Genomic DNA, 19,613 nt, shown 5'->3' on the forward strand with positions numbered 1-19,613 from the left:
AAAGCCCGCGCTGGCGGGCCCAGGTGGCGGTGTCGGCTACACCGGCTAACTCTTCTCTGGACCTGGCCAGCCCTGGCAATGCAGGGACCACAGCCCACCACTTTGTGGCACGCTGAGCTGTGGACCCAGTTCCGTCAGGGCGGCGGTCAGTGCCTCGCGCAGACCCCAGGGTGGATTCACTATGATCAGTCCGCTGCCGAAAAGCTGTTCGCGGCCTTCCTCCGGCATCTGCAACAGTTCGCAGGCAAAAGCCGGAAGGCGCTCGCGCAAGGCCTGCCGCAATCTGGTGATCGTACCGCGGATTTTTATCGGGTACCAGACGAGATACACCCCTTGCGGCCAGCGCTGATAAGCGCGGATCAGGGCGTCCGCGAGGCGTTCCCATTCATCTCTGCGTTCAAAGGGTGGGTCGATCAGGACCAGACCGCGTTTTTCAGGCGGGGGAATCAGCCCGAAGAGGGCGCGATAACCGTCTTCACCGATGACACTGGTGTGCGCTCGCTTGCCCATCGCCCTGCGCAGATGCGTCGCTACTTCGGGCTGCTGTTCGCAGAGCACCATCCGGTCAGCAGGCCGGAGCAGGGCGGCGGCGAGGGCGGGTGAGCCGGGATAGTGGCGCAACACACCGTCGCTGTTCTCGTTGCCGATGATTTTTAGCCAAGCACCCGCATGCGGCAAGCTACGCCGATCCACCCAGAGGTGCGCAATGCCCAGCAAGTGTTCTCCTTGCGCGCTTAGTGTATATCGTCCTGCGCCCGCGTGGGTGTCGATGTAAGCGAGCGGCGTGTCCTTACGGATCAGGGCTTGCAAAGTGAGACTCAGGGCCAGATGCTTGATGCAGTCGGCAGCATTGCCGGCGTGATAATGATGGTCGTAATTCATGGCTTGTTTATCTTTCTGGGGTTGGCTTGGGGCGACGCTTTCGTCATGATAACAGATAGTGACCCAGACTCAGCGGAAAAGGAGAGATGAAGATGCGACTTTATGCTACGCAGACCAGCCCCTATGCCCGGAAGGTGCGTATCGCACTGCTGGAAAAAAACATCCCCTGCGCTTTGGAGTGGGTGGATCTCCGCGCCGCCGACCATGGGGCACTGGAGCACAATCCTCTGGGCAAGATCCCCGTGCTGGTGCGTAATGACGGCTCGGCCGTATATGACTCAGCAGTGATTATCCAATATCTGGAAATTCTGCACCCCGAACCCGCCATCATCCCTCATGATCCGGAGGCCCGCATTGAGACATTGCGGATTGAGGCGCTGGCTGGCGGCATTATGGATACCACGGTTGCCTGGGTGTTGGAGCAACGCCACAGTAAAGATTGCCAGGATGCCGGTGTGTTGCAGCGTGCCCGTAACAAGGTGCTTGCCGCACTGGCTGTGCTGCAGGAAGAGGCGTGCGCGTGGCAAGATCTGGCCGCAGCGCCAGTGTTGAATCTGGCGCAGATTGCGACCATCGCCGCAGTCGGTTATGTCGATCTGCGCGCACCGGATTTCTTGCTGCAATTCCCGGATTTGACGACCTGGATGCACTCCCTGCATCAACGTTCCGCCATCAGCGCCACTGCGCCCCAGTAATTTTCATGAAAATTGCGACCTGGAACGTCAACTCCCTGAAGGTGCGTCTCCCCCAAGTGCTGGAATGGCTGGGTAGTGAGCAGCCCGATGTTCTTTGTCTGCAGGAGACCAAGCTGGTCGATGCGCGTTTCCCGGTGGCCGAACTGGCGGACGCAGGCTATCAGTCGCTCTATCACGGTCAGCCGACTTATAACGGTGTTGCCATACTGAGCCGGACAGCACCTGACGACGCCCGTTGCGACTGGCCAGGCGGCGGTGACGGACAGGCACGACTGTGCGCCGCCAGCTTCGGTGACTTACGCGTCATCAATGTTTATGTGCCCAACGGGCAGGCCTTGGGTAGTGACAAGTATCCATATAAATTACAATGGCTTGGGCGTCTGCGTGCGCTGATTGCCGAGGAGTTGCAGCGCTGGCCGCAACTGCTGCTGGCAGGGGATTTCAATGTGGCCCCTGACGTCCGTGATGTTTGCGACGTTACGGTCTGGGGGGATGGCATACTCTGCTCAGCTCCCGAACGGGAGGCGCTGGACGCCTTGTTAAGCCTCGGACTGCATGACAGCTACCGTAGCCTGTACCCGGACGCGCAGGCGTGGAGTTGGTGGGATTACCGTGCGGCAGCGTTCCGGCGCAATCAGGGACTGCGCATCGACCTGATCCTGGCCTCGAGTCCACTGCTTGCGCGCACTCAGGATGTCGTCATCGACCGCGCCGCGCGAGCGGTGGAGCGCCCGTCAGATCACGCGCCGGTCTATATCACGCTGGAGAACGAGGCATGATTGGACTTCTGGTCGTCAATCTTGGCACCCCCGATGCGCCTACCGCGCCGGCAGTGCGCCGCTACCTGCGCGAGTTTCTTAGTGATAGCCGGGTAGTAGAACTTCCGCGGATACTCTGGTGGCCCATCCTGCATGGGCCTATTCTGCTGTTTCGCCCCACCCGCTCGGCGCGCAATTATGCGAGTATTTGGCTTCCCGATGGCTCACCCCTGATGGTCTATAGCCAGCGCCAGTGCGACGCACTGCAGGCCCATTGGGATCAGCAGTTTCCCGGCCTGGTCCGGGTGGAGCTGGCGATGCGCTACGGCAACCCGTCAGTTGCGAAAGGCATGACCGCTTTGCGTGCCGCCGGCTGCAGCAAAATACTGATGGTCCCACTTTATCCCCAATATGCGGCAGCCACCACCGCCTCCGCTTTTGACGCGGTGGCCAGAGAATTGCGGAAATGGCGCGAAATCCCGGAAATTCGCATGATTCGGGACTGGTATGAACACCCTGCCTATATTCGTGCTCTGGCGGATAGTGTCCGTGTCTGGTGGCACGAACACGGGCAGGCAGAGCGGTTGCTGATTTCTTTTCACGGCTTGCCGGAGATGTGCATTGAAAAGGGCGATCCCTATCGCGCTCAGTGCGAAAAGACTACCGCACTACTCATAAAGGAACTCGGTTTGTCTGGTGATCAGTGGGTACAGACCTTTCAAAGCCGCTTCGGCACCGCCCAATGGCTGGGGCCCGATACCAATAAAACGCTCGTCGAGTTGGCGCGTTCAGGAGTGTCCCGCGTAGACGCCATCTGCCCTGGGTTTAGTGCAGATTGCGTGGAAACACTGCAGGAAATCGCCATGGAGGGCAAAGACACTTTTCTTAGGGCGGGCGGCCGGGAACTGCGCTATATCCCGGCACTCAACGATAACCCCCTCTGGATAGCGGCGTTCAGCCAAATTCTTGAGCCCCATTGGCTTCATTGGGAGTGCCCGGAAAATTTTGCCGTTTCTGCGCAGTAAGGCTAAAATCGGCTCGAGACTACTATAGCAGTATCTTTCCCTGGCCCTTTACCTACAGGACTCGCGCCATGATGATCAGCAAAGACAAAGTCGTCACTATCGACTATTCCCTGACCGATGAAGAGGGGGAGCTGATTGACAGCTCCGTGGGTGAAGAGCCCCTCGTCTATCTCCATGGCCACCATGGCATCATCCCCGGCCTGGAGCAGGCTCTGGCGGGGCGTCGTGTCGGTGATAAGCTAGAGGTCTCCATTCCTCCTGAAGAAGGCTATGGCGATTGGGACGAAGATCTGGTGGAAGTGGTGGGTGTTGAGGACTTTGACGATCCAGAAGAACTGGAGATCGGCACTCAGTTTGAGACAATGACCGAAGAAGGCACGCGCCTTGCCACGGTAATCGATATAGAAGGCGACGAAATTACCGTCGACCTCAATCACCCTCTGGCCGGGATGACCCTGAATTTCGATGTGACGGTGCTGGAAGTACGGGATGCCACCGCCGAGGAACTGGCCCATGGTCATGTCCATGGGCACGGAGCACATGACGAGGCTCATTGATGCGTCGGTGCTGCGCCGGTTGACACGTATTCTGACCAAGTAAGTCGCCTTGCGTGGCCTGGGTTTAATGTCTGGAACCAGCGCCGACGGTGTGGATGCCGCGGTGCTGGATTTTGATGTCGCAGGCTGTGCGGGTTACCGGGGTACCTTCAGTTACCCTTTTGATCCGGCGTTGCGCGCAGAAGTGCTGGCTGCCAATGGGCCATTGAGTGTCGAGGCGGTGGCGCAGCTCGATCGGCGCCTGGGCGCCCGCTATGCGCAATTGGCGCGTACTGCCATCGCCCATCTTGGTCCGGTAGACTTTATCGCCTTGCACGGGCAGACCATTCGTCATCAGCCGCGGGGGGATCCTGGCTTTACGCTGCAAATTGGTGCCGCAGCAGATATCGCCGTGGCCACAGGTCTGACCGTGATCCACGATTTCCGGCGTACCGATGTGGCGGCCGGAGGGGAGGGGGCGCCGCTGGTTCCGCCCTTCCATCAATACTGCTTTCAGGATAAACAACCCCGTCTGGTACTTAATCTCGGCGGTATGGCCAACGTGACCTGGTTGCCAGGTATGGATGACCCCCGTCCACTCCTGGCCTTCGACTGCGGGCCGGGCAATGTGCTTATGGATGCGGCCATACATTTGTGCAGTGATGGGCAATCGACCTGTGATGTGGATGGCCAAATGGCAGCCGACGGACTTTGCGATGCTGTGCAGTTAGAGGCATGGCTGGCGCACCCGTTCTTCCGGCAGCCGCCTCCGAAAAGCACCGGGCGGGAGGTTTTCGGGTTGCCACTGGTGACGCAATGGTGGTCATTCTGGCAGGGCTCTGCAGCGGATTTTCTGGCGACACTGACGGCATTGACCGCGGTTTCCGTGGCGCAAGCGATAAGGACCTGGACACCGGGCGCCGCAGAAATGCTGGTGTTCGGCGGCGGTGCCGAAAACCCGACCCTGATGCACGTTTTGCAGGGGGTCTTGGCAGAGACCCGAATTTTGCACGGTGGGCAGTACAGCGGCATTCCCAGTCAGGCTTTGGAGGCGTTGGCCTTTGCCTGGCTGGGTGGAAAGTGCTTACTGGGGCAGCGCCTGCCCTTGGCGCACGTTACCGGGGCGCAGCGCCCCATGACCCTGGGTACTATTCTGCCCGGAGATAACTGGCCAGAACTGCTTGTCCATCTCTCGAAAAGGATGGAAATTACCGCAAAGGAAAGATCGCATGGTGCTCTCCCCACTGCCTGACATCGGCAATTGTTGGCATCCCGGCGGCGGAACGGCCGTTTATGGCATTCTCGGCCATCCGGTCTCACACAGCCTCTCGCCGTGGATGCATCGCCTCTTTGCAGCGCAGCAGGATCGGGACCTGGTTTATGTGCCCTTTCCGGTGCATGAAGAGGCGATCGCCACGGCGCTGGCCGGACTGGCGGCGCTTGGCGTGCGCGGCGTGAATGTTACGGTCCCCCATAAAGAGGCCGTGTTGCCGCTGATGCAGCGACTCAGCGCTGCGGCGCGTGCCATCGGTGCGGTGAACACCATATGTTTTACGCCCTCGGATATAGAAGGACACAATACGGATGCACTCGGTTTTCAGCGGGCGCTGGAGCGTGCGGCGGGGGTTGGCTGGCAGCAATGTCCGGCGACGGTGATTGGCGCTGGAGGGGCGGCCCGGGCCATCGTCTATGCCCTCGGTCATGCTGGATGTCCGGCTATTTATTTGGCGAATCGCCATCTGCCGCGTGCCGAAGCCCTGGCTGCACAATTCCCCGATCTCCCGGTGCACCCCCTCCCGTTGGACTCGGCGGCATTGTCTGCGGTATTGCCCTACAGTGCATTACTGGTCAATACCAGCGCGCGCGGGCTGCACGGGGAGTGCCACCCGGAGTTGGATCTCGCCTGCATGCCCAGAAATGGCAGCGTATACGATATCGTCTATAACCCATTGGAAACGCCTCTGCTACACGCCGCCCGGCAGGCTGGGCTGGGCGCGATGGATGGGCTGGGCATGTTGGTAGAGCAAGGCGCGGAGAGTTTTCGAATATGGACGGGAACTTTGCCGCAAACCGCCGCCGTGGAGGAGACCTTACGCCGATGGCTACAAATCCAGAACACATCGCGTTGACACCCGTATTGCGGGCATTAGTCAGCAACGGGTTAAGCGACGAGGCGCAGTTACAGAGCCTTGCCACCGATCCGGCGCGGGGTAAGACGCCGCTTCTGTTTTATGTGGTCGAGAAAGGCGCTGTTCCTGCCGCAGTGCTCATGGCACATCTTTCCGCTCGCTATAACATGCCCATGCTCGATCTGGATGCGGTCGCGATGGATGACTTGCTTATTCGGAAACTCGACAAAGGGCTGATGATCCGCTACCTGGTGCTGCCCTTGTCGAAGCATGGAGACACCCTCTACCTCGCCATGGCTGATCCTACGGATTTTAAGGCGGTGGAAGATGTGAAGTTTAACACCGGTCTGCAGGTGATGCCGATACTGGTCGAGGCCAATAAGCTGGCGAAGGCAGTGAACGCTGCGGCCAACAGTATGCAGGGCGGGATCGATGATGTTTTCATAGATAAGCCACGCGACGAAGAAGAGCAGGAAGAATTCGATCTTGCGCAGAAAAATGATAGTACGGTCGAGGATGCGCCCGTGGTGCGTTTTGTCCAGCAATTGCTGCTGGATGCCATTCAGCGCGGGGTTTCCGATATTCATCTGGAACCCTATGAGAAGGATTTTCGGGTGCGTTACCGCCTCGATGGCGTGTTGCAGGACGCGCTGCACCCACCCGTGGCGTTGCGCGACGGGGTCACCTCGCGCCTGAAAATTCTCTGTCGCCTGGATATTTCTGAACGACGCCTGCCCCAGGATGGCCGTCTGCGAGTAAGGGTACCTCCCGCCCGGGTCATTGATTTCCGTGTCTCTTTTTTGCCCACCAGTTTTGGCGAAACGATTGTGCTGCGCTTGCTGGATCCGGCCAGTTCCAAGGTGCCCATTGAGCAATTAGGCTTTTTACCCGAGCAGCATAAGGCCTTTGAAGAGGCCATTCACCGACCTTACGGTATGATCCTGGTCACCGGCCCCACGGGTTCCGGTAAAACGACGACCCTCTACACCGCTCTGAATATCCTCAACACCGGCGACTGCAACATCAGTACCGCAGAGGACCCCGTGGAGATCCCGGTGTATGGGATCAATCAGGTGAATATCAACGAGCGCATCGGTCTCAATTTTGCCGCCGCCTTGCGTTCTTTTCTGCGCCAGGACCCCGACATTATCATGGTCGGTGAGGTGCGCGATTTGGAAACTGCGGAGACTGCCATCAAGGCTGCCCAGACGGGCCATCTGGTGCTGGCCACCCTGCATACCAATGATGCACCACAGAGCCTAACCCGCTTGGAAAACATGGGTATTCCTACTTATAACATTGCCGGTGGTGTGCACCTGGTAATGGCACAACGACTGGTACGCAAACTTTGTCCGCACTGCAAAAAGCCCCTGCGTATTCCAGAACAGGCCCTGATTGAGGCGGGATTCGCGCCTGAGGATCTGCAGGGCTGGCGTCCTTTGGGCGCGGCGGGCTGTGATCAGTGCAATCACACTGGATACAAAGGCCGGATGGGACTCTATCAGGTGATGCCGGTGAGCGATGCTATGCGCGAAATCATTATGCGTGGTGGCACCTCCATGGACTTGGCGCGGCAGGCGGCACAGGAGGGGGTGCTGACCATGCGGCAAAACGGATTGAAGCGGATCAGTGAGGGTGTCACTAGCCTTGAGGAGGTTCTGCGGGTGACCAATCTTTGATTTTGTCTCCCCATATACCCAGATATTTTGTGCAGAGCATCACAAATATGACGATGGATAGTGGTTGCGCGATGAATTATGGCGTTGTAATGTCCGGCAGCGCTTTGTGGCGGGGCGCATAATATGCCGGAGATGGTGGGTGACTGGCGGCGCCTTTGGGGGATTTCTGCCTACCGCGTGCTCATCGCAGCGGTTATTGGTATCTTGGTACACTTACCGGCCAGTGAGGCCATTATTGATCTGGGGGGGCATGCAAGACTGTTGCGTGTTCTGACCCTGGTGGCCGCCATGGTCAGTCTCGGTTACCTGTTGGCGCTTTTGTTGCGGCGGCCCGTGCAACCGCGCGGCCACGCCTGGATTCAGGTGTCGACTGATACCCTGCTGGTGCTGCTGCTATTGCATTTCGGGGGAGGGGTCAGCGGTCCTTTTAGTATCCTTCCTTTTCTGCTGCTAGTGTCCACGGCAAGCCTCTTGCGCGGCAAAAGCGCATTTGTTTTTGTGTGGATACTGCTTGCACTGCTGGTCGCGGAGTCACTCCTGGGTGGAATGACTACCATGCATCCGCCCCTTGGCCCGCTTTTTATCTATGTTCTGGCGCTGGTGGCAGTGGCGGTGTTGGCCGACAGTCTGGTTATCAGCCTGGAGCGCGGCAACCGTCTGGCACTGCAAAGGGATGCCGAGGTTGTCAATCTCAACGCCCTGAACCAGGAAATTGTGCAGCATATGGATGTGGGCGTTTTTGTGCTGGATCGGCAAAACCGCGTTGTTCTCAGCAATCCCGTTGCGCGGACGCTTTCGGGGTATCGGCTATGGACTTCCGCGCCTGTCGCCATCGATTTGGTACAGCCGCGTCTGGCCACCATGCTGCGACAGGCGGCGCACAATGACAGCGAGATGGTGATTCCGCCAAGCGGGCGTTCCTCGACTTTGCAGGGCAGTGCACAGACCTTGCTGGTACGTAAAATCGCCCTGCCCCGCAGCCCTTACCGCTTGTTGCTCCTCCGGGATGCATCAGCACTGCGTGCCCGCGAACGTGAGGCTCGCCTGGCGGCGCTGGGTCGTCTGGCGGCTAATATTGCCCATGAAATTCGTAATCCGCTCAGTGTGATTCGCCACGCGGGCAACCTGCTCGGCGAGAGTGTGGAAACCCCGAGTTCGCGGCATCTTTTTGAGATACTGGAACGGGAGACGGTGCGCATCAACGCCATCGTTGAATCGGTACTGGAAATGGCCCGCCCGAGTCCTGCGCATTCTGAACCCATCGCGTTATTGAGCTGGTTGCCGACGCTCACCGCCCAGTTGCAAGCGGATCCGCTGCTTGCATCCATGACGATCATTATCCGCGAAATTTCCGCGCAGCTTACGGTCTATGCCGACCCTGCGCAGCTACGGCAGGTGTTCTGGAATCTGCTGCATAATAGCGCGCAGTATGGTATGGCAGAAGATGCTACGATGCGCGTCGAGATCGAGACGGTACGTGCGGACAAGGAGACCATCATGGTGACGCTGCGGGATTTTGGACCGGGCGTAAAGCCGGAGGTGATGGAGCGCATTTTTGAGCCGTTTTTTACGACCAATTCACGGGGTACCGGACTGGGTTTGTCTATGGTGCGCGAGCTGTTGCGCATCAATGGGGGGCGCATTGATTGTGAAAACCATCCACAGGGTGGTGTATTATTCCGGATTTTTCTCCCCTGCTGGTATCTGGAGGCGGAGGAATGATGGCTGATTTTTCCGTATTGCCACCTGCTCTGATCGTGGATGACGAGCCGAATATCGTTGAATTGCTGGGTATTACGCTGCAAGGTATGGGAATCGCTGTCACTGGTGCCCATTCCCTCGCAGAAGCCTACGCGCGCCTCGCCGAAAGTGTCCCTTCTTTATGTCTGAGTGATCTGCGTTTACCGGATGGTTCCGGTATTGATTTGGTACGTCGTTTGCACGCGTTGCATCCGCAAGTGCCAGTGGCCGTGATTACGGCCTACTCCTCCGCCGATGGCGCCGTCGAGGCGATGCAGGCGGGGGCCTTTGATTACATGGCCAAGCCCATCGAACTTGCGCGTCTGCGGCGACTGATATCGCAAGCCGTTGATCTCAGTCGCTTGTCACCGGCGGGTTCGGACGGCGCACAACGGCTGGTGGGCGACTCTCCGGTCATGCAGCGCTTGCGTGACGATATCCGACGCATTGCGCGAAGTAATGCGCCCGTACACATTACCGGTGAGTCTGGTACCGGTAAGGAGTTGGCAGCGCGTGCTGTTCACGCCTCGGGACCCCGTCACGACAAGCCTTTCGTGGCTGTCAACTGCGGTGCCATTCCCGAGGGGCTGGTGGAAAGCGAGCTTTTTGGTGCTGAAAAGGGAGCTTATTCTGGTGCTGTGCAGCGCCGCGAAGGACTCTTCGTGGCGGCCAACGGCGGCACCATTTTCCTGGATGAGATTGGTGAACTACCGATGATAGTGCAGGTCAAACTCTTGCGTGCCATTCAGGAGCGGACCATTCGCCCGCTGGGTGCATCGCGGGAAATTCCCCTGGATCTGCGTTTCATCTCCGCTACTCACCGCGATCTGCAAGAGATGGTCGTTGCCGGTGACTTTCGTCAGGATCTCCTGTATCGCCTGGATGTCGTGCGGCTCCACATGCCGCCCTTGCGCGAGCATCCGGAAGATATTCCTCAGTTGGTGGAGGTGATCCTACAACGTATCGGGGGTGCACAGCATGATGTGTCGGCGCGGCTGCCCGCGGGGACTCTGGAGCGGCTGGGTAGTTACGCTTTCCCCGGCAATGTCCGCGAGTTGGAAAATTTGCTGGAGCGTCGTCTTGCATTACAGCGGGACGATATTCTACCTGAAGAAGCATTCGTCTCCTCTGGCGGTGTGGCGCCAGAAAGCGGCATGCTTGCCTCGGTAACGGTAAGTGCTGCGCCGACCAGTTTAGACATGGCGGAGGCCGTATTCCTGCGACAGATGCTGGAACAGGCCGGAGGCGACCGGCATCATGCCGCAGATTTGCTGGGTGTCAGTTTGCAGTCGCTGGAGTTGCGACTCAGCAGATTGTCTCCGGGAGAAAGGATATGACACAAGGCGCAATGGGCGTGATCACTATCTTAAGCGCCCTGCTCGGTCTGCTCGTCGGCAGTTTCCTGAACGTGGTGGTACATCGGGTGCCTCGCCACGAATCCGTCATTCATCCCGCCTCCCACTGCCCGCACTGCGGCCACGTGCTGCATTCCTGGGAAAATATCCCGGTCCTGAGCTGGATCTTGTTGCGCGGTCGCTGCCACGAATGTGGCAGCCCCATTGCCTGGCGTTATCCGGCGCTGGAGCTCCTGACCAGCTTGCTCAGCCTCGTGGTTGTCTGGCAACTGGGCCTCACCTGGTCACTCGCCCCTGCCTTGATATTCACCTGGGCATTGCTGGCGCTGACCATGATTGATCTGGAGACGCAACTGTTGCCCGATCGCATTACCAAGCCAGGCATGCTGATCGGGCTGCTACTGAATGGGTCGGCACTTTTCTGGCCGGGAATAGCGCTGGTGACGCCTCTGGATGCTTTGCTCGGCGTACTCATCGGCTACGGCAGTCTATGGTTGCTGGCCACGGTGTATTATCGGGCGACCGGGCGGCACGGAATGGGCGGCGGTGATCTCAAATTGCTCGGTGTGATTGGTGCGTGGCTGGGCTGGCAGGCCGTTTTTTTGACCCTGTTCATCGCCGCCCTGAGCGGTGGCCTGGTGGCCTTGGGCTTCCTGCTGCGTGGTAAGGGCCGGGACTATGCCATGCCCTTCGGTCCTTACTTGGCGCTAGGGGGCTGGCTCATGCTACTGTGGCCACAAACTATTATTTCTGGTTACCTGCATCTGCTGGGTTCCTGAATGGCGCTGCGGATTGGCCTGACGGGGGGGGCGGGTTGCGGCAAAAGCACGGTCGCCGGGATGCTCAAGGCGGCAGGCGCCCATGTGCTGGATGCCGATGTCATAGCCCGCGAACTGGTGGCGCCTGGCAGCCCAGCCCTGCAAACCATAATCGCGCATTTTGGCCCGACTTTTTTAAACGAAAATGGCTGCCTCGATCGCGCCGCATTGCGTGCCCGGATTTTTGCTGATCCAGCGGCGAAAACCTGGCTGGAAGGCCTTCTCCATCCGCTTATTCGTGCATGCTTTATAGCTGCCAGCGATGCATGGACCACATCGCATCCGCAAGCGCTCATAGTCTGGATGGTGCCGTTGCTGGTCGAAAATGGCTATCGCCCTTTGTTGGATCAGGTCTTGGTCGTCGATTGTTCCCGCTCCTTGCAAATAGAGCGCCTGCGTGCCCGCCCTGGCTGGACAGAAAAGCAAATCTCTGCAGTGCTCGCGGCGCAATGTGATCGTGTCACACGTAATGCCACCGCCGACTGGATGGTTTCCAATGAAGGGTCATTGGCCGAGTTGCAAGCTCAGGTTACCCTCTATCTTCGTCATTTGCGGGGAACCTAACGATTTGCTTAGGGAAAGCGCCTGTGGCAACCTGTGGGGCGCCGCCCAGTAATGAAATGGTGTACGCTGCCATTCCCTGTTTTGAGGTGCTGTGGCTCCGTGCAGTGGCAGTGACTCTTGAATGAGGTTACGGCATGGCCGTTTATGAACACCCGCTCCATGAGCGCACGCGCCTTTTGCTGCGCCTGGAGGGCGTCTTCACACAGTTACAGCGAGAGGTAGCGGGCACCACCAGTCTGCGCGATGCCCTGCGCCCTTACAATGAGCTGCTCGATTTTTGCAGCCGCCCGGAGTTGCGCCTTGATCTCATTCTGGAGCTGGAACGTCTTGCTCAGAGCCTTGCCATATGGGCGCGAAGCCCCGAGGCGAATGAAGACCCTTTGCGCGCTTGGCAATTTCGCATAGACCAACAAGTCAAAGCGCTGCGCGCGCACCGTGAGCCTTTCGGGCAATTATTGCGCCATCAGGAAATCATCCAGCTCGCGCGCGGCAGGATGGGGGTAGCTGGAGGCCTCGCGGACTGTGATCTGCCCCTACTGGCGTTCTGGAACCAGCAAGCCCCCGAGCGCATTCATAGGCTTCTGGATGGGTGGAAAAAAAGTCTGGAAATTCTGCAGGTTAGTACTGATCTGATTCTTGCGTTGTTGCGCGACTCCTGTGCGTGGTCGACCGTGGAAGCCCGAGAGGGGCGTTATGGAGCGTCTTTGGATGCCCGCCGTCCACCCTCCATGATCCGCCTGGAATTGACAGATCGCGCCGATTACTATCCGAAAATCAGTGGAGGTATCCATCGCTTTCATATTCAGTTACTGCAATGGTTGGACCAGGGAACGGCGCGCGCGATAGAATCCACAGTAGAATTTAAATTGGGCCTCAGCGCCCTCTAGACGATCACTCATCTTTCAGTAAAGGACCGTACCATGCATATCGGCACCACCCTCAGCCAATTTATTATTGAAGAAACGCGCCTCTATCCCGGTGCCTCTGGCGACTTTGCCGGCCTGCTCAATGATCTCACCATTTCCTGCAAATTCATTGGGGCGCAGGTGTATCGCGGTGCGCTGGTGGGGGCATTGGGCAGTGCGGGGACAGATAACGTGCAGGGCGAGGTGCAGAAAAAGCTGGATATCATTTCCAACGAAGCCATCCTCAAGTCTATGGACTGGACGGGCCATCTTGCCGGCATGGCCTCCGAGGAGATGGATGATCCCTACGTCATCCCCAACAATATTCCGCGTGGCAAGTATCTGCTGCTTTTTGATCCATTGGATGGTTCCAGCAATATTGATGTCGGCATCACTGTCGGGACCATTTTCAGCATCCTCAAGGCACCCGTGGCCGGGCGTGATGCGGAGCTCGCCGATTTCCTCCAGCCTGGCGTGGAGCAGGTCTGCGCCGGCTACGCGTTGTACGGCTCCAGTAATATGCTGGTCTATAGCACTGGCTATGGAGTCAATGGCTTCACCCTCGATCCTTCCATCGGCGAGTATATCCTGACGCACAGCCAGATGCGTATTCCCGAGGACACCAGTGAATATGCCATCAACATGAGCAACCATCGTCACTGGCAGAAACCGGTGCAACGTTATATTGATGAGCTCGGTCAAGGCGCAGATGGGCCCCGGCAGCGCGACTTCAACATGCGCTGGATCGGATCCATGGTGGCGGATGTGCATCGCATCCTTTGTCGGGGTGGTGTTTTCCTGTATCCCTTTGATCAGCGTGATCCGAAGAAACCGGGCAAGCTGCGTCTGCTGTATGAGGCCAATCCCATGTCCTATCTCGTAGAGCAGGCGGGCGGTGCCGCCAGTACCGGCACGACGCGCATCCTGGACATCGATCCCCAGGGCTTGCATGAGCGCGTCCCCGTTATCCTGGGTGCCAAAAATGAGGTAGAGCGGGTGGTGGCTTACCACCGTGACTAGGCCCGATCGTTAATCCGAAGATGGAGGCCATCCGGTAGCGTGGCCTCCTCTGGCACGGGCCAACAACAGGTATGTTATTCAAAGCCCCGCCCGATACTTTGGGCGGGGCTTTTTGACTTAAGGCCCACATAGGTGGGCCTTAACAGGCAGATATCAATAAATGCATATTGCGCTTTTGAACCAGTTTTTGGAGCCTATGGATATGCCTTATGCCAGCGTGTTGTCTTGAGAATTCTGAGAAATCGTCTATAAACGTGAATACGAAGGAGTTTCAAAGCAGCAATGGCGAGCTCCGGTGCGTGAGTTGTTGCCAGGCCTTAATGATGATGGAGAACAAAAATTGTTACCTGAAAGTGCTAAGCCCTATCTGCTCAATGCCGTCTATCAGTGGTGCGTGGACCAGGGACATACGCCGTATATTCTGGTGGTCGTGGCGTATCCGGGAGTTTCTGTCCCGAGCGGCTACGAGAAGGATGGACGGATGATTCTTGATGTCTCGCCGCGTGCTTGCCACAGTCTCCGCATGGCGGACGACTGGATTTCCTTTAACGCCCGCTTTGGTGGGGTCGCCCGCACGGTAGATGTACCGATGGCGGCTGTGGCGGCGATTTACGCTGCGGAGACGCAGGAGGGGATGGGCTTTGCCGATCCCGAAATCCCTACCACACCGCCGTCGTCTCCAGAGGGAGGCGGTGTCGAGAACGCGAATACCCCCTCCAGTAAGCCCGAGCGCCCTTCACTGCGGGTGGTGAAGTGAGGGTTGGCCTGGTGCTCGGTGCGCTGCTGCTCCTTTGCGGAAGCACGGCCGAGGCCAATATTTATGCTTATACCGATAGCAGCGGGGTGGTGCATCTGACCAACGTGCCTGCCGGGAACGACAGGTACCGGATGGTGATGCGGACGCCGAAAATGGCGGTAGCCGTGGCGCGCGCGGATTTTAACAGGGTGGCCAGGGCGCATTATCAGGCGCTGATTCGGGCGGCGGCTAGCCATTACGGGGTCAGTTCGGCGCTGATTAACGCCGTGATTAGCGCGGAGTCCGGTTATAATGCGGGGGCGGTTTCACCCAAGGGTGCGATCGGGCTGATGCAACTCATCCCGGCGACGGCTGATCGTTTCGGGGTGGCGAATGCATTCAGCCCGGCTGACAACATCAACGGTGGCACGGCGTATCTGGCCCATTTGCTGCACGTATTTAGTGGTGACCTGAAACTGGCCGTAGCCGCCTACAACGCGGGATCGAAAGCAGTGATCCAGGCGGGATATCATATTCCGCCTTTTGCAGAAACCCAGGCTTATGTGCCGCGGGTACTTGCCTATTATCAACAGTACCTGAATGGCCGCGGCAATGTAGTCGTCGGTGCGCACCCGCAATCGGTGGCGAACGCCACTCCGCAGTTGATTCAGATATCTAATCCGTAGGCTTGCAGTTTCTTGCGCAGGGTGTTGCGATTGATGCCTAGCCACTGGGCGGCCAGGCCGCGTTGTCCGTTACAATGCTGCATGGTGTTGGCGAGCAGGGCACGTTCCACTTCGTCTATTATCAGTGCATGCAAGTTGCTGGGCACTTCGCCTTGCAAATCCGCCAGATAGCGGTCCATAACGAACGTCACACAATCGCTCAGAGACATGTCGGTGGTTTCCATGACCAGCCTCCTCAGGAACGACTGAGGAGAGTGACTTGGTAACCGGCTGCCGCCGTTAAGGTAGGACTACTGAGGGTAAATGGTACCGCAGTGCCAGGAACAAATCCGGCGCTGGCATGAAATTCTCCGCTCAGGTATTGATCTGCGGTAAAATGCAGGTGGGCAATGGGTGCGCCATAAGCATTACTGAGGGTGACTTCGATCATCGGGTAGGCCTGGACCCGGTTGGCTACATTTTCGATGCGGCCGGTGATGCGCGCCAGGTGATTCCCAACAGGCGTAACCTGACTGTTTAAAATACGGATGTCTTTATTAGGGCCTGGCCACGGAATGGTGATATCCAGCTGTTCTGCGCCATTCAGCAGGATACGGCGTACGGGCGCGCTGGTGGCGGCGTAACTGTAGCTGCGTGTCCACCAAAGTGCCTGTCCAATCAGGGCGATAATCAGTAGGATGATGGCCAGGATGAGCAGAAGTCTACCCAGACGGCGCCCCAGGCTGTTACCGGCACGCGTGTGCTCTGCGGTGACATCAATAGGGAAGATTTGTTGGCAGACGCTGCATTTCACCCGATAGTGATGCTCGCGCAGGGCTTTACCATCCGTGGCAAAGGTCGATTCACAGCGGGGGCAGGTGATTTCCATGGTCATACTCCGATTTTGCGCTGGCCATAGAGGAGCGACCAGTCTTCTTCGTGTTGCGGGGCGGCGAGATCGAAATAGGGTTGATAGGCGGCGTTAATCTCCGCTTCCTGATGGTGCAGAATGCCGGAGAGTGCGATCCAACCCCCTGGCCGGACAGCGTCGGCCAAGGTGGACGCGAGGGCCAACAAGGGGGTCGCCAGAATGTTGGCGATCAAGATGTCGGCCATGGGCAAGCTGGCGTTTTCCGGTAGCGCGAGCTGTAGGCCAGCACTGACGCTGTTGCCTTCAGCATTGGCGGCGGCTACCTGCAAAGCAACGGGGTCTGTATCGATGCCGAACGCGTGGTCGACACCCAGCAGCAGTCCGGCGATAGCCAGGATGCCGGAGCCACAGCCGTAATCGATAAGGCTTTCGCCCCCCTGGATCTGCGTGTCCAGAAAACGCAGGCACAGGGCCGTGGTGGCGTGGGCACCGGTGCCAAAAGCCTGGCCGGGGTCGAGATGCAACACGCGAGTGGCATCGGCGGGCGCTGCATCCCAACTGGGGGCTACCCAGAGGCGACCGAAGCATCGGGCCGGGAAGGCGGCCTGCGTTGCCGCTACCCAGTCTTGTTCCTCCAGCGGGGTGAACTGTGCTGCGAATTGCTGCCAATCATGGTCTCTGACCAACCTTCGCAGGGCTGCTTCAGTATGGTCGTCGGCAGCAAACAAAGCCTGGCACTGGCTGTTCTGCCAGATCTGGCCTTCATTGAACACGGCTTCACTGTCATCGCCTTCAAGAAAGGTGACGGCTTCTGCGCCAGCATCCAGCAATTGCGCCTCGATGGCTGTCGCGGCTGTCGCGGGGACGCGCATGTCGAGCTGCCACCAGGCGATTTTCATAGGGCGAGCAAGGCCTCCAGATAATGGATATGCACTCCGCCTGCGGCGTACTGTGCCTCTTCCAGGACGCGCCGGTGCAGGAGAATGTTGGTCTGAATACCCTCAATGGTGGTCTCGCGCAGGGCACTGCGCATACGCATGTTGGCTTCCTCACGGTCGCCTCCGAAAGCGATGATTTTGCCGATCATGGAGTCGTAGAAGGGTGGCACTCGATAACCCGCATAAATATGACTGTCGACCCGTATGCCCGGCCCGCCGGGTGGGTGCCAGGCGGTGATTTGTCCCGGAGAGGGCACGAAACGCTCCGGGTCTTCGGCATTGATGCGGCATTCGATGGCGTGACCACTGAGTACAACGTCTTCCTGCCGAATCCCGAGAGGCAGGCCCGCTGCAATACGGATTTGCGCCTTGACGATATCGATACCGGTAATCAGCTCCGTGACCGGGTGCTCGACTTGCACGCGAGTATTCATTTCAATGAAATAGAAGGTCTGGCTGCCGGGATCGTAGAGAAATTCGATCGTGCCGGCGCCCCGATAGCCCATATCCTGGCAGGCTTTGACTACCGATGCACCGATTTCAGCCCGCTGGATGGCGCTGATACCGGGAGCTGGCGCTTCTTCTATCACTTTCTGATGGCGGCGCTGTACCGAGCAGTCCCGCTCACCCAGATGGACGCAATGACCATGGGCATCGCAGAGTACCTGAAACTCGATATGGCGCGGCGTCTCCAGAAACTTTTCCATGTACAGGGTGGGGTTGCCGAAGGCCTTGCCCGCCTCGGCGCGGGTCAGATTGGCGGCGTTGATGAGGTGCGCTTCCGTATGCACGACCCGCATACCGCGACCACCACCACCACCAGCGGCCTTGAGAATGACGGGATAACCGATCTCGCGGGCGAGGGCTTTGAGGGTCTCGTTATCGTCAGGTAGCGGTCCTTCGGAGCCTGGCACACAGGGTACACCAGCCTTCTTCATCGCCGTCTTCGCGGCAATTTTGTCGCCCATCAGGCGGATGGTTTCGGCACGTGGCCCAATGAAGGCAAAACCGCTTTTTTCAACCCGCTCGGCGAAGTCGGCATTTTCCGAAAGGAAGCCGTAGCCAGGATGAATCGCTTCGGCATCGGTTACTTCGGCGGCTGCAATCACGGCGGGAATATTCAGATAACTCTTGTCGCTCGGCGCTGGACCTATGCACACCGATTCGTCGGCGAGCTTGACATGCAGAAGATCGCGATCGGGCTCGGAGTGGACGGCGACGGTGCGAATGCCTAGTTCGCGGCAGGCGCGCTGAATGCGCAGGGCGATCTCGCCGCGGTTGGCGATGAGGATTTTTTCGAACATCTCAATTCTCGGGAGCAATGATGAACAGAGGTTCACCATACTCGACGGGCTGGCCATTGCCAGCCAGAACCTTGATCACTTTTCCAGAGATGTCGGCCTCAATCTCGTTGAGCAACTTCATGGCTTCGATGATGCAGAGGGTTTGGCCTGCCTTAATGGCGCTGCCTTCTTCCACAAAAGGCGCGGCTTCGGGGGAGGCGGCGCGGTAAAAGGTGCCGACCATCGGGGATTTGATCATGTAGCCTTGGGGCGGTTGCTCAACGGCGGTTGCAGAAGGTGCTGCGACCGGTGCAATGGCCGGGGTCGGAGCTGCAGCGGCCACCGCTATGGGTTGGGTATAGGTGACGCTGGGTGCTGTGTGGGTTGGTGCGATGTGCCGGGTGATGCGGACTTTGCTCTCACCCTCTACCACTTCTATTTCATCAATGGCGCTCTTTTCAAGCAGTTCAGCCAGGCGGCGGATGAATTGAATATCCATGCTCTTTCCTTGGTATCAGTTATGGATTATGGCGCTTCAGACGCCGATGAATGGCATCCAGCGCCAGAAAATATCCGTCCGCACCCAGCCCCGCGATGACACCCTGGGCGAGATCGGAGAAATAGGAGTGACGGCGGAACGGTTCCCGGGCATGGATGTTGGACAAATGGACTTCAATAAAGGGGATCTGGACGGCTGCGAGCGCATCACGCAGGGCGACACTGGTATGGGTGAAGGCCGCGGGGTTGATGATGATGTATGCAAAGCCCTGCCGGGGCGCTTCCTGAACCGCGTCGATCAGGATGTGTTCGGCGTTACTCTGCAGGCTGTGCAGCCGCCAGCCCCATCCCTGCGCGTGCGCGTGCATCCCCGCATCGATTTCAGCGAGGGTGGTTTGCCCGTAATGACCAGGCTCTCGGCTACCCAGCAGATTCAGATTCGGTCCATGCAGTACAAGGATATGGGGAGAAGAGGCAGCCATAGATTCCGCGCGACACTAGGTATATCTGATAAAG

Annotated in this window: 22 protein-coding genes; 15 read left to right on the plus strand and 7 right to left on the minus strand. The window is 58.4% G+C overall.

Features of this window, described 5'->3' with window-relative positions; translation table 11 throughout:
* Positions 1-45 precede the first annotated feature (45 nt).
* Complete coding sequence (locus M0P56_RS10395) at positions 46-882, minus strand: 23S rRNA (adenine(2030)-N(6))-methyltransferase RlmJ (RefSeq protein ID WP_291509959.1); 837 nt, start codon at positions 880-882, stop codon at positions 46-48.
* A 92-nt stretch (positions 883-974) separates the two neighbouring features.
* Here M0P56_RS10395 and M0P56_RS10400 point away from each other — a divergent pair, with 92 nt between their 5' ends.
* The 15 genes from M0P56_RS10400 (at position 975) to M0P56_RS10470 (ending at position 15,528) form a co-directional block, all read left to right on the plus strand.
* On the plus strand, positions 975-1,577 hold the full coding sequence (locus M0P56_RS10400) for a glutathione S-transferase N-terminal domain-containing protein (protein WP_291509960.1): 603 nt from the start codon (positions 975-977) through the stop codon (positions 1,575-1,577).
* Positions 1,578-1,582: 5 nt separating this feature from the next.
* A complete protein-coding gene (gene xth, locus M0P56_RS10405) occupies positions 1,583-2,356 on the plus strand; it encodes an exodeoxyribonuclease III (protein WP_291509961.1) in 774 nt (257 codons plus the stop codon).
* Positions 2,353-3,360 carry a ferrochelatase gene (gene hemH, locus M0P56_RS10410; RefSeq protein ID WP_291509962.1) on the plus strand — a complete coding sequence of 336 codons (1,008 nt, stop codon included), beginning with the start codon at positions 2,353-2,355 and terminating at the stop codon, positions 3,358-3,360. Before xth ends, hemH begins: the two co-directional genes overlap by 4 nt.
* 68 nt (positions 3,361-3,428) lie before the next feature.
* Positions 3,429-3,917, plus strand: a complete 489-nt coding sequence (locus M0P56_RS10415) for a peptidylprolyl isomerase (protein ID WP_291509963.1) — start codon at positions 3,429-3,431, stop codon at positions 3,915-3,917.
* Between the two features lie 67 nt (positions 3,918-3,984).
* A complete protein-coding gene (locus M0P56_RS10420; RefSeq protein ID WP_291509964.1) occupies positions 3,985-5,148 on the plus strand; it encodes an anhydro-N-acetylmuramic acid kinase in 1,164 nt (387 codons plus the stop codon).
* Entirely contained in the window at positions 5,126-6,025 is a 900-nt protein-coding gene (gene aroE / locus M0P56_RS10425; RefSeq protein WP_291509965.1) for a shikimate dehydrogenase, read from the plus strand. Before M0P56_RS10420 ends, aroE begins: the two co-directional genes overlap by 23 nt.
* Positions 5,995-7,704 (plus strand): type IV-A pilus assembly ATPase PilB, encoded by a 1,710-nt coding sequence (gene pilB, locus M0P56_RS10430; protein ID WP_291509966.1) that lies wholly within the window; start codon positions 5,995-5,997, stop codon positions 7,702-7,704. The genes aroE and pilB overlap by 31 nt, the downstream gene beginning before the upstream one ends.
* 123 nt (positions 7,705-7,827) lie before the next feature.
* On the plus strand, positions 7,828-9,426 hold the full coding sequence (locus tag M0P56_RS10435; RefSeq protein ID WP_291509967.1) for an ATP-binding protein: 1,599 nt from the start codon (positions 7,828-7,830) through the stop codon (positions 9,424-9,426).
* Complete coding sequence (locus tag M0P56_RS10440) at positions 9,423-10,781, plus strand: sigma-54 dependent transcriptional regulator (RefSeq protein WP_291509968.1); 1,359 nt, start codon at positions 9,423-9,425, stop codon at positions 10,779-10,781. Before M0P56_RS10435 ends, M0P56_RS10440 begins: the two co-directional genes overlap by 4 nt.
* Complete coding sequence (locus tag M0P56_RS10445) at positions 10,778-11,578, plus strand: A24 family peptidase (RefSeq protein WP_291509969.1); 801 nt, start codon at positions 10,778-10,780, stop codon at positions 11,576-11,578. The genes M0P56_RS10440 and M0P56_RS10445 overlap by 4 nt, the downstream gene beginning before the upstream one ends.
* On the plus strand, positions 11,579-12,181 hold the full coding sequence (coaE, locus tag M0P56_RS10450; RefSeq protein WP_291509970.1) for a dephospho-CoA kinase: 603 nt from the start codon (positions 11,579-11,581) through the stop codon (positions 12,179-12,181).
* Positions 12,182-12,315: 134 nt separating this feature from the next.
* The gene (locus M0P56_RS10455; protein WP_291509971.1) at positions 12,316-13,068 is read left to right on the plus strand and encodes a cell division protein ZapD; all 753 of its coding nucleotides are present in this window, start codon (positions 12,316-12,318) and stop codon (positions 13,066-13,068) included.
* A gap of 33 nt (positions 13,069-13,101) precedes the next feature.
* Positions 13,102-14,106, plus strand: coding sequence for a class 1 fructose-bisphosphatase (locus M0P56_RS10460; protein WP_291509972.1), 1,005 nt, complete (start codon positions 13,102-13,104; stop codon positions 14,104-14,106).
* Positions 14,107-14,446: 340 nt separating this feature from the next.
* On the plus strand, positions 14,447-14,863 hold the full coding sequence (locus M0P56_RS10465; protein WP_291509973.1) for a ClpXP protease specificity-enhancing factor: 417 nt from the start codon (positions 14,447-14,449) through the stop codon (positions 14,861-14,863).
* The gene (locus M0P56_RS10470; protein WP_291509974.1) at positions 14,860-15,528 is read left to right on the plus strand and encodes a transglycosylase SLT domain-containing protein; all 669 of its coding nucleotides are present in this window, start codon (positions 14,860-14,862) and stop codon (positions 15,526-15,528) included. Before M0P56_RS10465 ends, M0P56_RS10470 begins: the two co-directional genes overlap by 4 nt.
* On the opposite strand, the gene M0P56_RS10475 is transcribed toward M0P56_RS10470, so the two are convergent.
* The 6 genes from M0P56_RS10475 to aroQ are packed head-to-tail and all read right to left on the minus strand — an operon-like array spanning position 15,510 to position 19,579.
* Positions 15,510-15,752, minus strand: coding sequence for a helix-turn-helix domain-containing protein (locus tag M0P56_RS10475; RefSeq protein ID WP_291509975.1), 243 nt, complete (start codon positions 15,750-15,752; stop codon positions 15,510-15,512). The two genes, M0P56_RS10470 and M0P56_RS10475, sit on opposite strands and share 19 nt — an antisense overlap.
* 11 nt (positions 15,753-15,763) lie before the next feature.
* On the minus strand, positions 15,764-16,396 hold the full coding sequence (locus tag M0P56_RS10480; protein WP_291509976.1) for a zinc-ribbon and DUF3426 domain-containing protein: 633 nt from the start codon (positions 16,394-16,396) through the stop codon (positions 15,764-15,766).
* Positions 16,397-16,398: 2 nt separating this feature from the next.
* Positions 16,399-17,277 (minus strand): 50S ribosomal protein L11 methyltransferase, encoded by an 879-nt coding sequence (gene prmA, locus M0P56_RS10485; protein WP_291509977.1) that lies wholly within the window; start codon positions 17,275-17,277, stop codon positions 16,399-16,401.
* The gene (accC, locus tag M0P56_RS10490) at positions 17,274-18,620 is read right to left on the minus strand and encodes an acetyl-CoA carboxylase biotin carboxylase subunit (RefSeq protein ID WP_291509978.1); all 1,347 of its coding nucleotides are present in this window, start codon (positions 18,618-18,620) and stop codon (positions 17,274-17,276) included. Before accC ends, prmA begins: the two co-directional genes overlap by 4 nt.
* A gap of 1 nt (position 18,621) precedes the next feature.
* Positions 18,622-19,098, minus strand: a complete 477-nt coding sequence (gene accB, locus M0P56_RS10495; RefSeq protein ID WP_291509979.1) for an acetyl-CoA carboxylase biotin carboxyl carrier protein — start codon at positions 19,096-19,098, stop codon at positions 18,622-18,624.
* Positions 19,099-19,117: 19 nt separating this feature from the next.
* Positions 19,118-19,579: a type II 3-dehydroquinate dehydratase gene (gene aroQ, locus M0P56_RS10500; RefSeq protein WP_291509980.1), complete on the minus strand. Its 462-nt coding sequence runs from the start codon at positions 19,577-19,579 to the stop codon at positions 19,118-19,120.
* Positions 19,580-19,613: the final 34 nt, after the last annotated feature.

Source organism: Acidithiobacillus sp. (assembly GCF_023229925.1).
In the GTDB taxonomy this organism is placed as follows: domain Bacteria; phylum Pseudomonadota; class Gammaproteobacteria; order Acidithiobacillales; family Acidithiobacillaceae; genus Acidithiobacillus.

Bases quoted from the DNA above. Each gene is read 5' to 3' on its own strand.
- M0P56_RS10395 (WP_291509959.1), bottom strand. From the start codon at position 882: ATGAATTACGACCATCATTATCACGCCGGCAATGCTGCCGACTGCATC.
- M0P56_RS10400 (WP_291509960.1), top strand. From the start codon at position 975: ATGCGACTTTATGCTACGCAGACCAGCCCCTATGCCCGGAAGGTGCGT.
- xth (WP_291509961.1), top strand. From the start codon at position 1,583: ATGAAAATTGCGACCTGGAACGTCAACTCCCTGAAGGTGCGTCTCCCC.
- hemH (WP_291509962.1), top strand. From the start codon at position 2,353: ATGATTGGACTTCTGGTCGTCAATCTTGGCACCCCCGATGCGCCTACC.
- M0P56_RS10415 (WP_291509963.1), top strand. From the start codon at position 3,429: ATGATGATCAGCAAAGACAAAGTCGTCACTATCGACTATTCCCTGACC.
- M0P56_RS10420 (WP_291509964.1), top strand. From the start codon at position 3,985: ATGTCTGGAACCAGCGCCGACGGTGTGGATGCCGCGGTGCTGGATTTT.
- aroE (WP_291509965.1), top strand. From the start codon at position 5,126: ATGGTGCTCTCCCCACTGCCTGACATCGGCAATTGTTGGCATCCCGGC.
- pilB (WP_291509966.1), top strand. From the start codon at position 5,995: ATGGCTACAAATCCAGAACACATCGCGTTGACACCCGTATTGCGGGCA.
- M0P56_RS10435 (WP_291509967.1), top strand. From the start codon at position 7,828: ATGCCGGAGATGGTGGGTGACTGGCGGCGCCTTTGGGGGATTTCTGCC.
- M0P56_RS10440 (WP_291509968.1), top strand. From the start codon at position 9,423: ATGATGGCTGATTTTTCCGTATTGCCACCTGCTCTGATCGTGGATGAC.
- M0P56_RS10445 (WP_291509969.1), top strand. From the start codon at position 10,778: ATGACACAAGGCGCAATGGGCGTGATCACTATCTTAAGCGCCCTGCTC.
- coaE (WP_291509970.1), top strand. From the start codon at position 11,579: ATGGCGCTGCGGATTGGCCTGACGGGGGGGGCGGGTTGCGGCAAAAGC.
- M0P56_RS10455 (WP_291509971.1), top strand. From the start codon at position 12,316: ATGGCCGTTTATGAACACCCGCTCCATGAGCGCACGCGCCTTTTGCTG.
- M0P56_RS10460 (WP_291509972.1), top strand. From the start codon at position 13,102: ATGCATATCGGCACCACCCTCAGCCAATTTATTATTGAAGAAACGCGC.
- M0P56_RS10475 (WP_291509975.1), bottom strand. From the start codon at position 15,752: ATGGAAACCACCGACATGTCTCTGAGCGATTGTGTGACGTTCGTTATG.
- M0P56_RS10480 (WP_291509976.1), bottom strand. From the start codon at position 16,396: ATGGAAATCACCTGCCCCCGCTGTGAATCGACCTTTGCCACGGATGGT.
- prmA (WP_291509977.1), bottom strand. From the start codon at position 17,277: ATGAAAATCGCCTGGTGGCAGCTCGACATGCGCGTCCCCGCGACAGCC.
- accC (WP_291509978.1), bottom strand. From the start codon at position 18,620: ATGTTCGAAAAAATCCTCATCGCCAACCGCGGCGAGATCGCCCTGCGC.
- accB (WP_291509979.1), bottom strand. From the start codon at position 19,098: ATGGATATTCAATTCATCCGCCGCCTGGCTGAACTGCTTGAAAAGAGC.
- aroQ (WP_291509980.1), bottom strand. From the start codon at position 19,579: ATGGCTGCCTCTTCTCCCCATATCCTTGTACTGCATGGACCGAATCTG.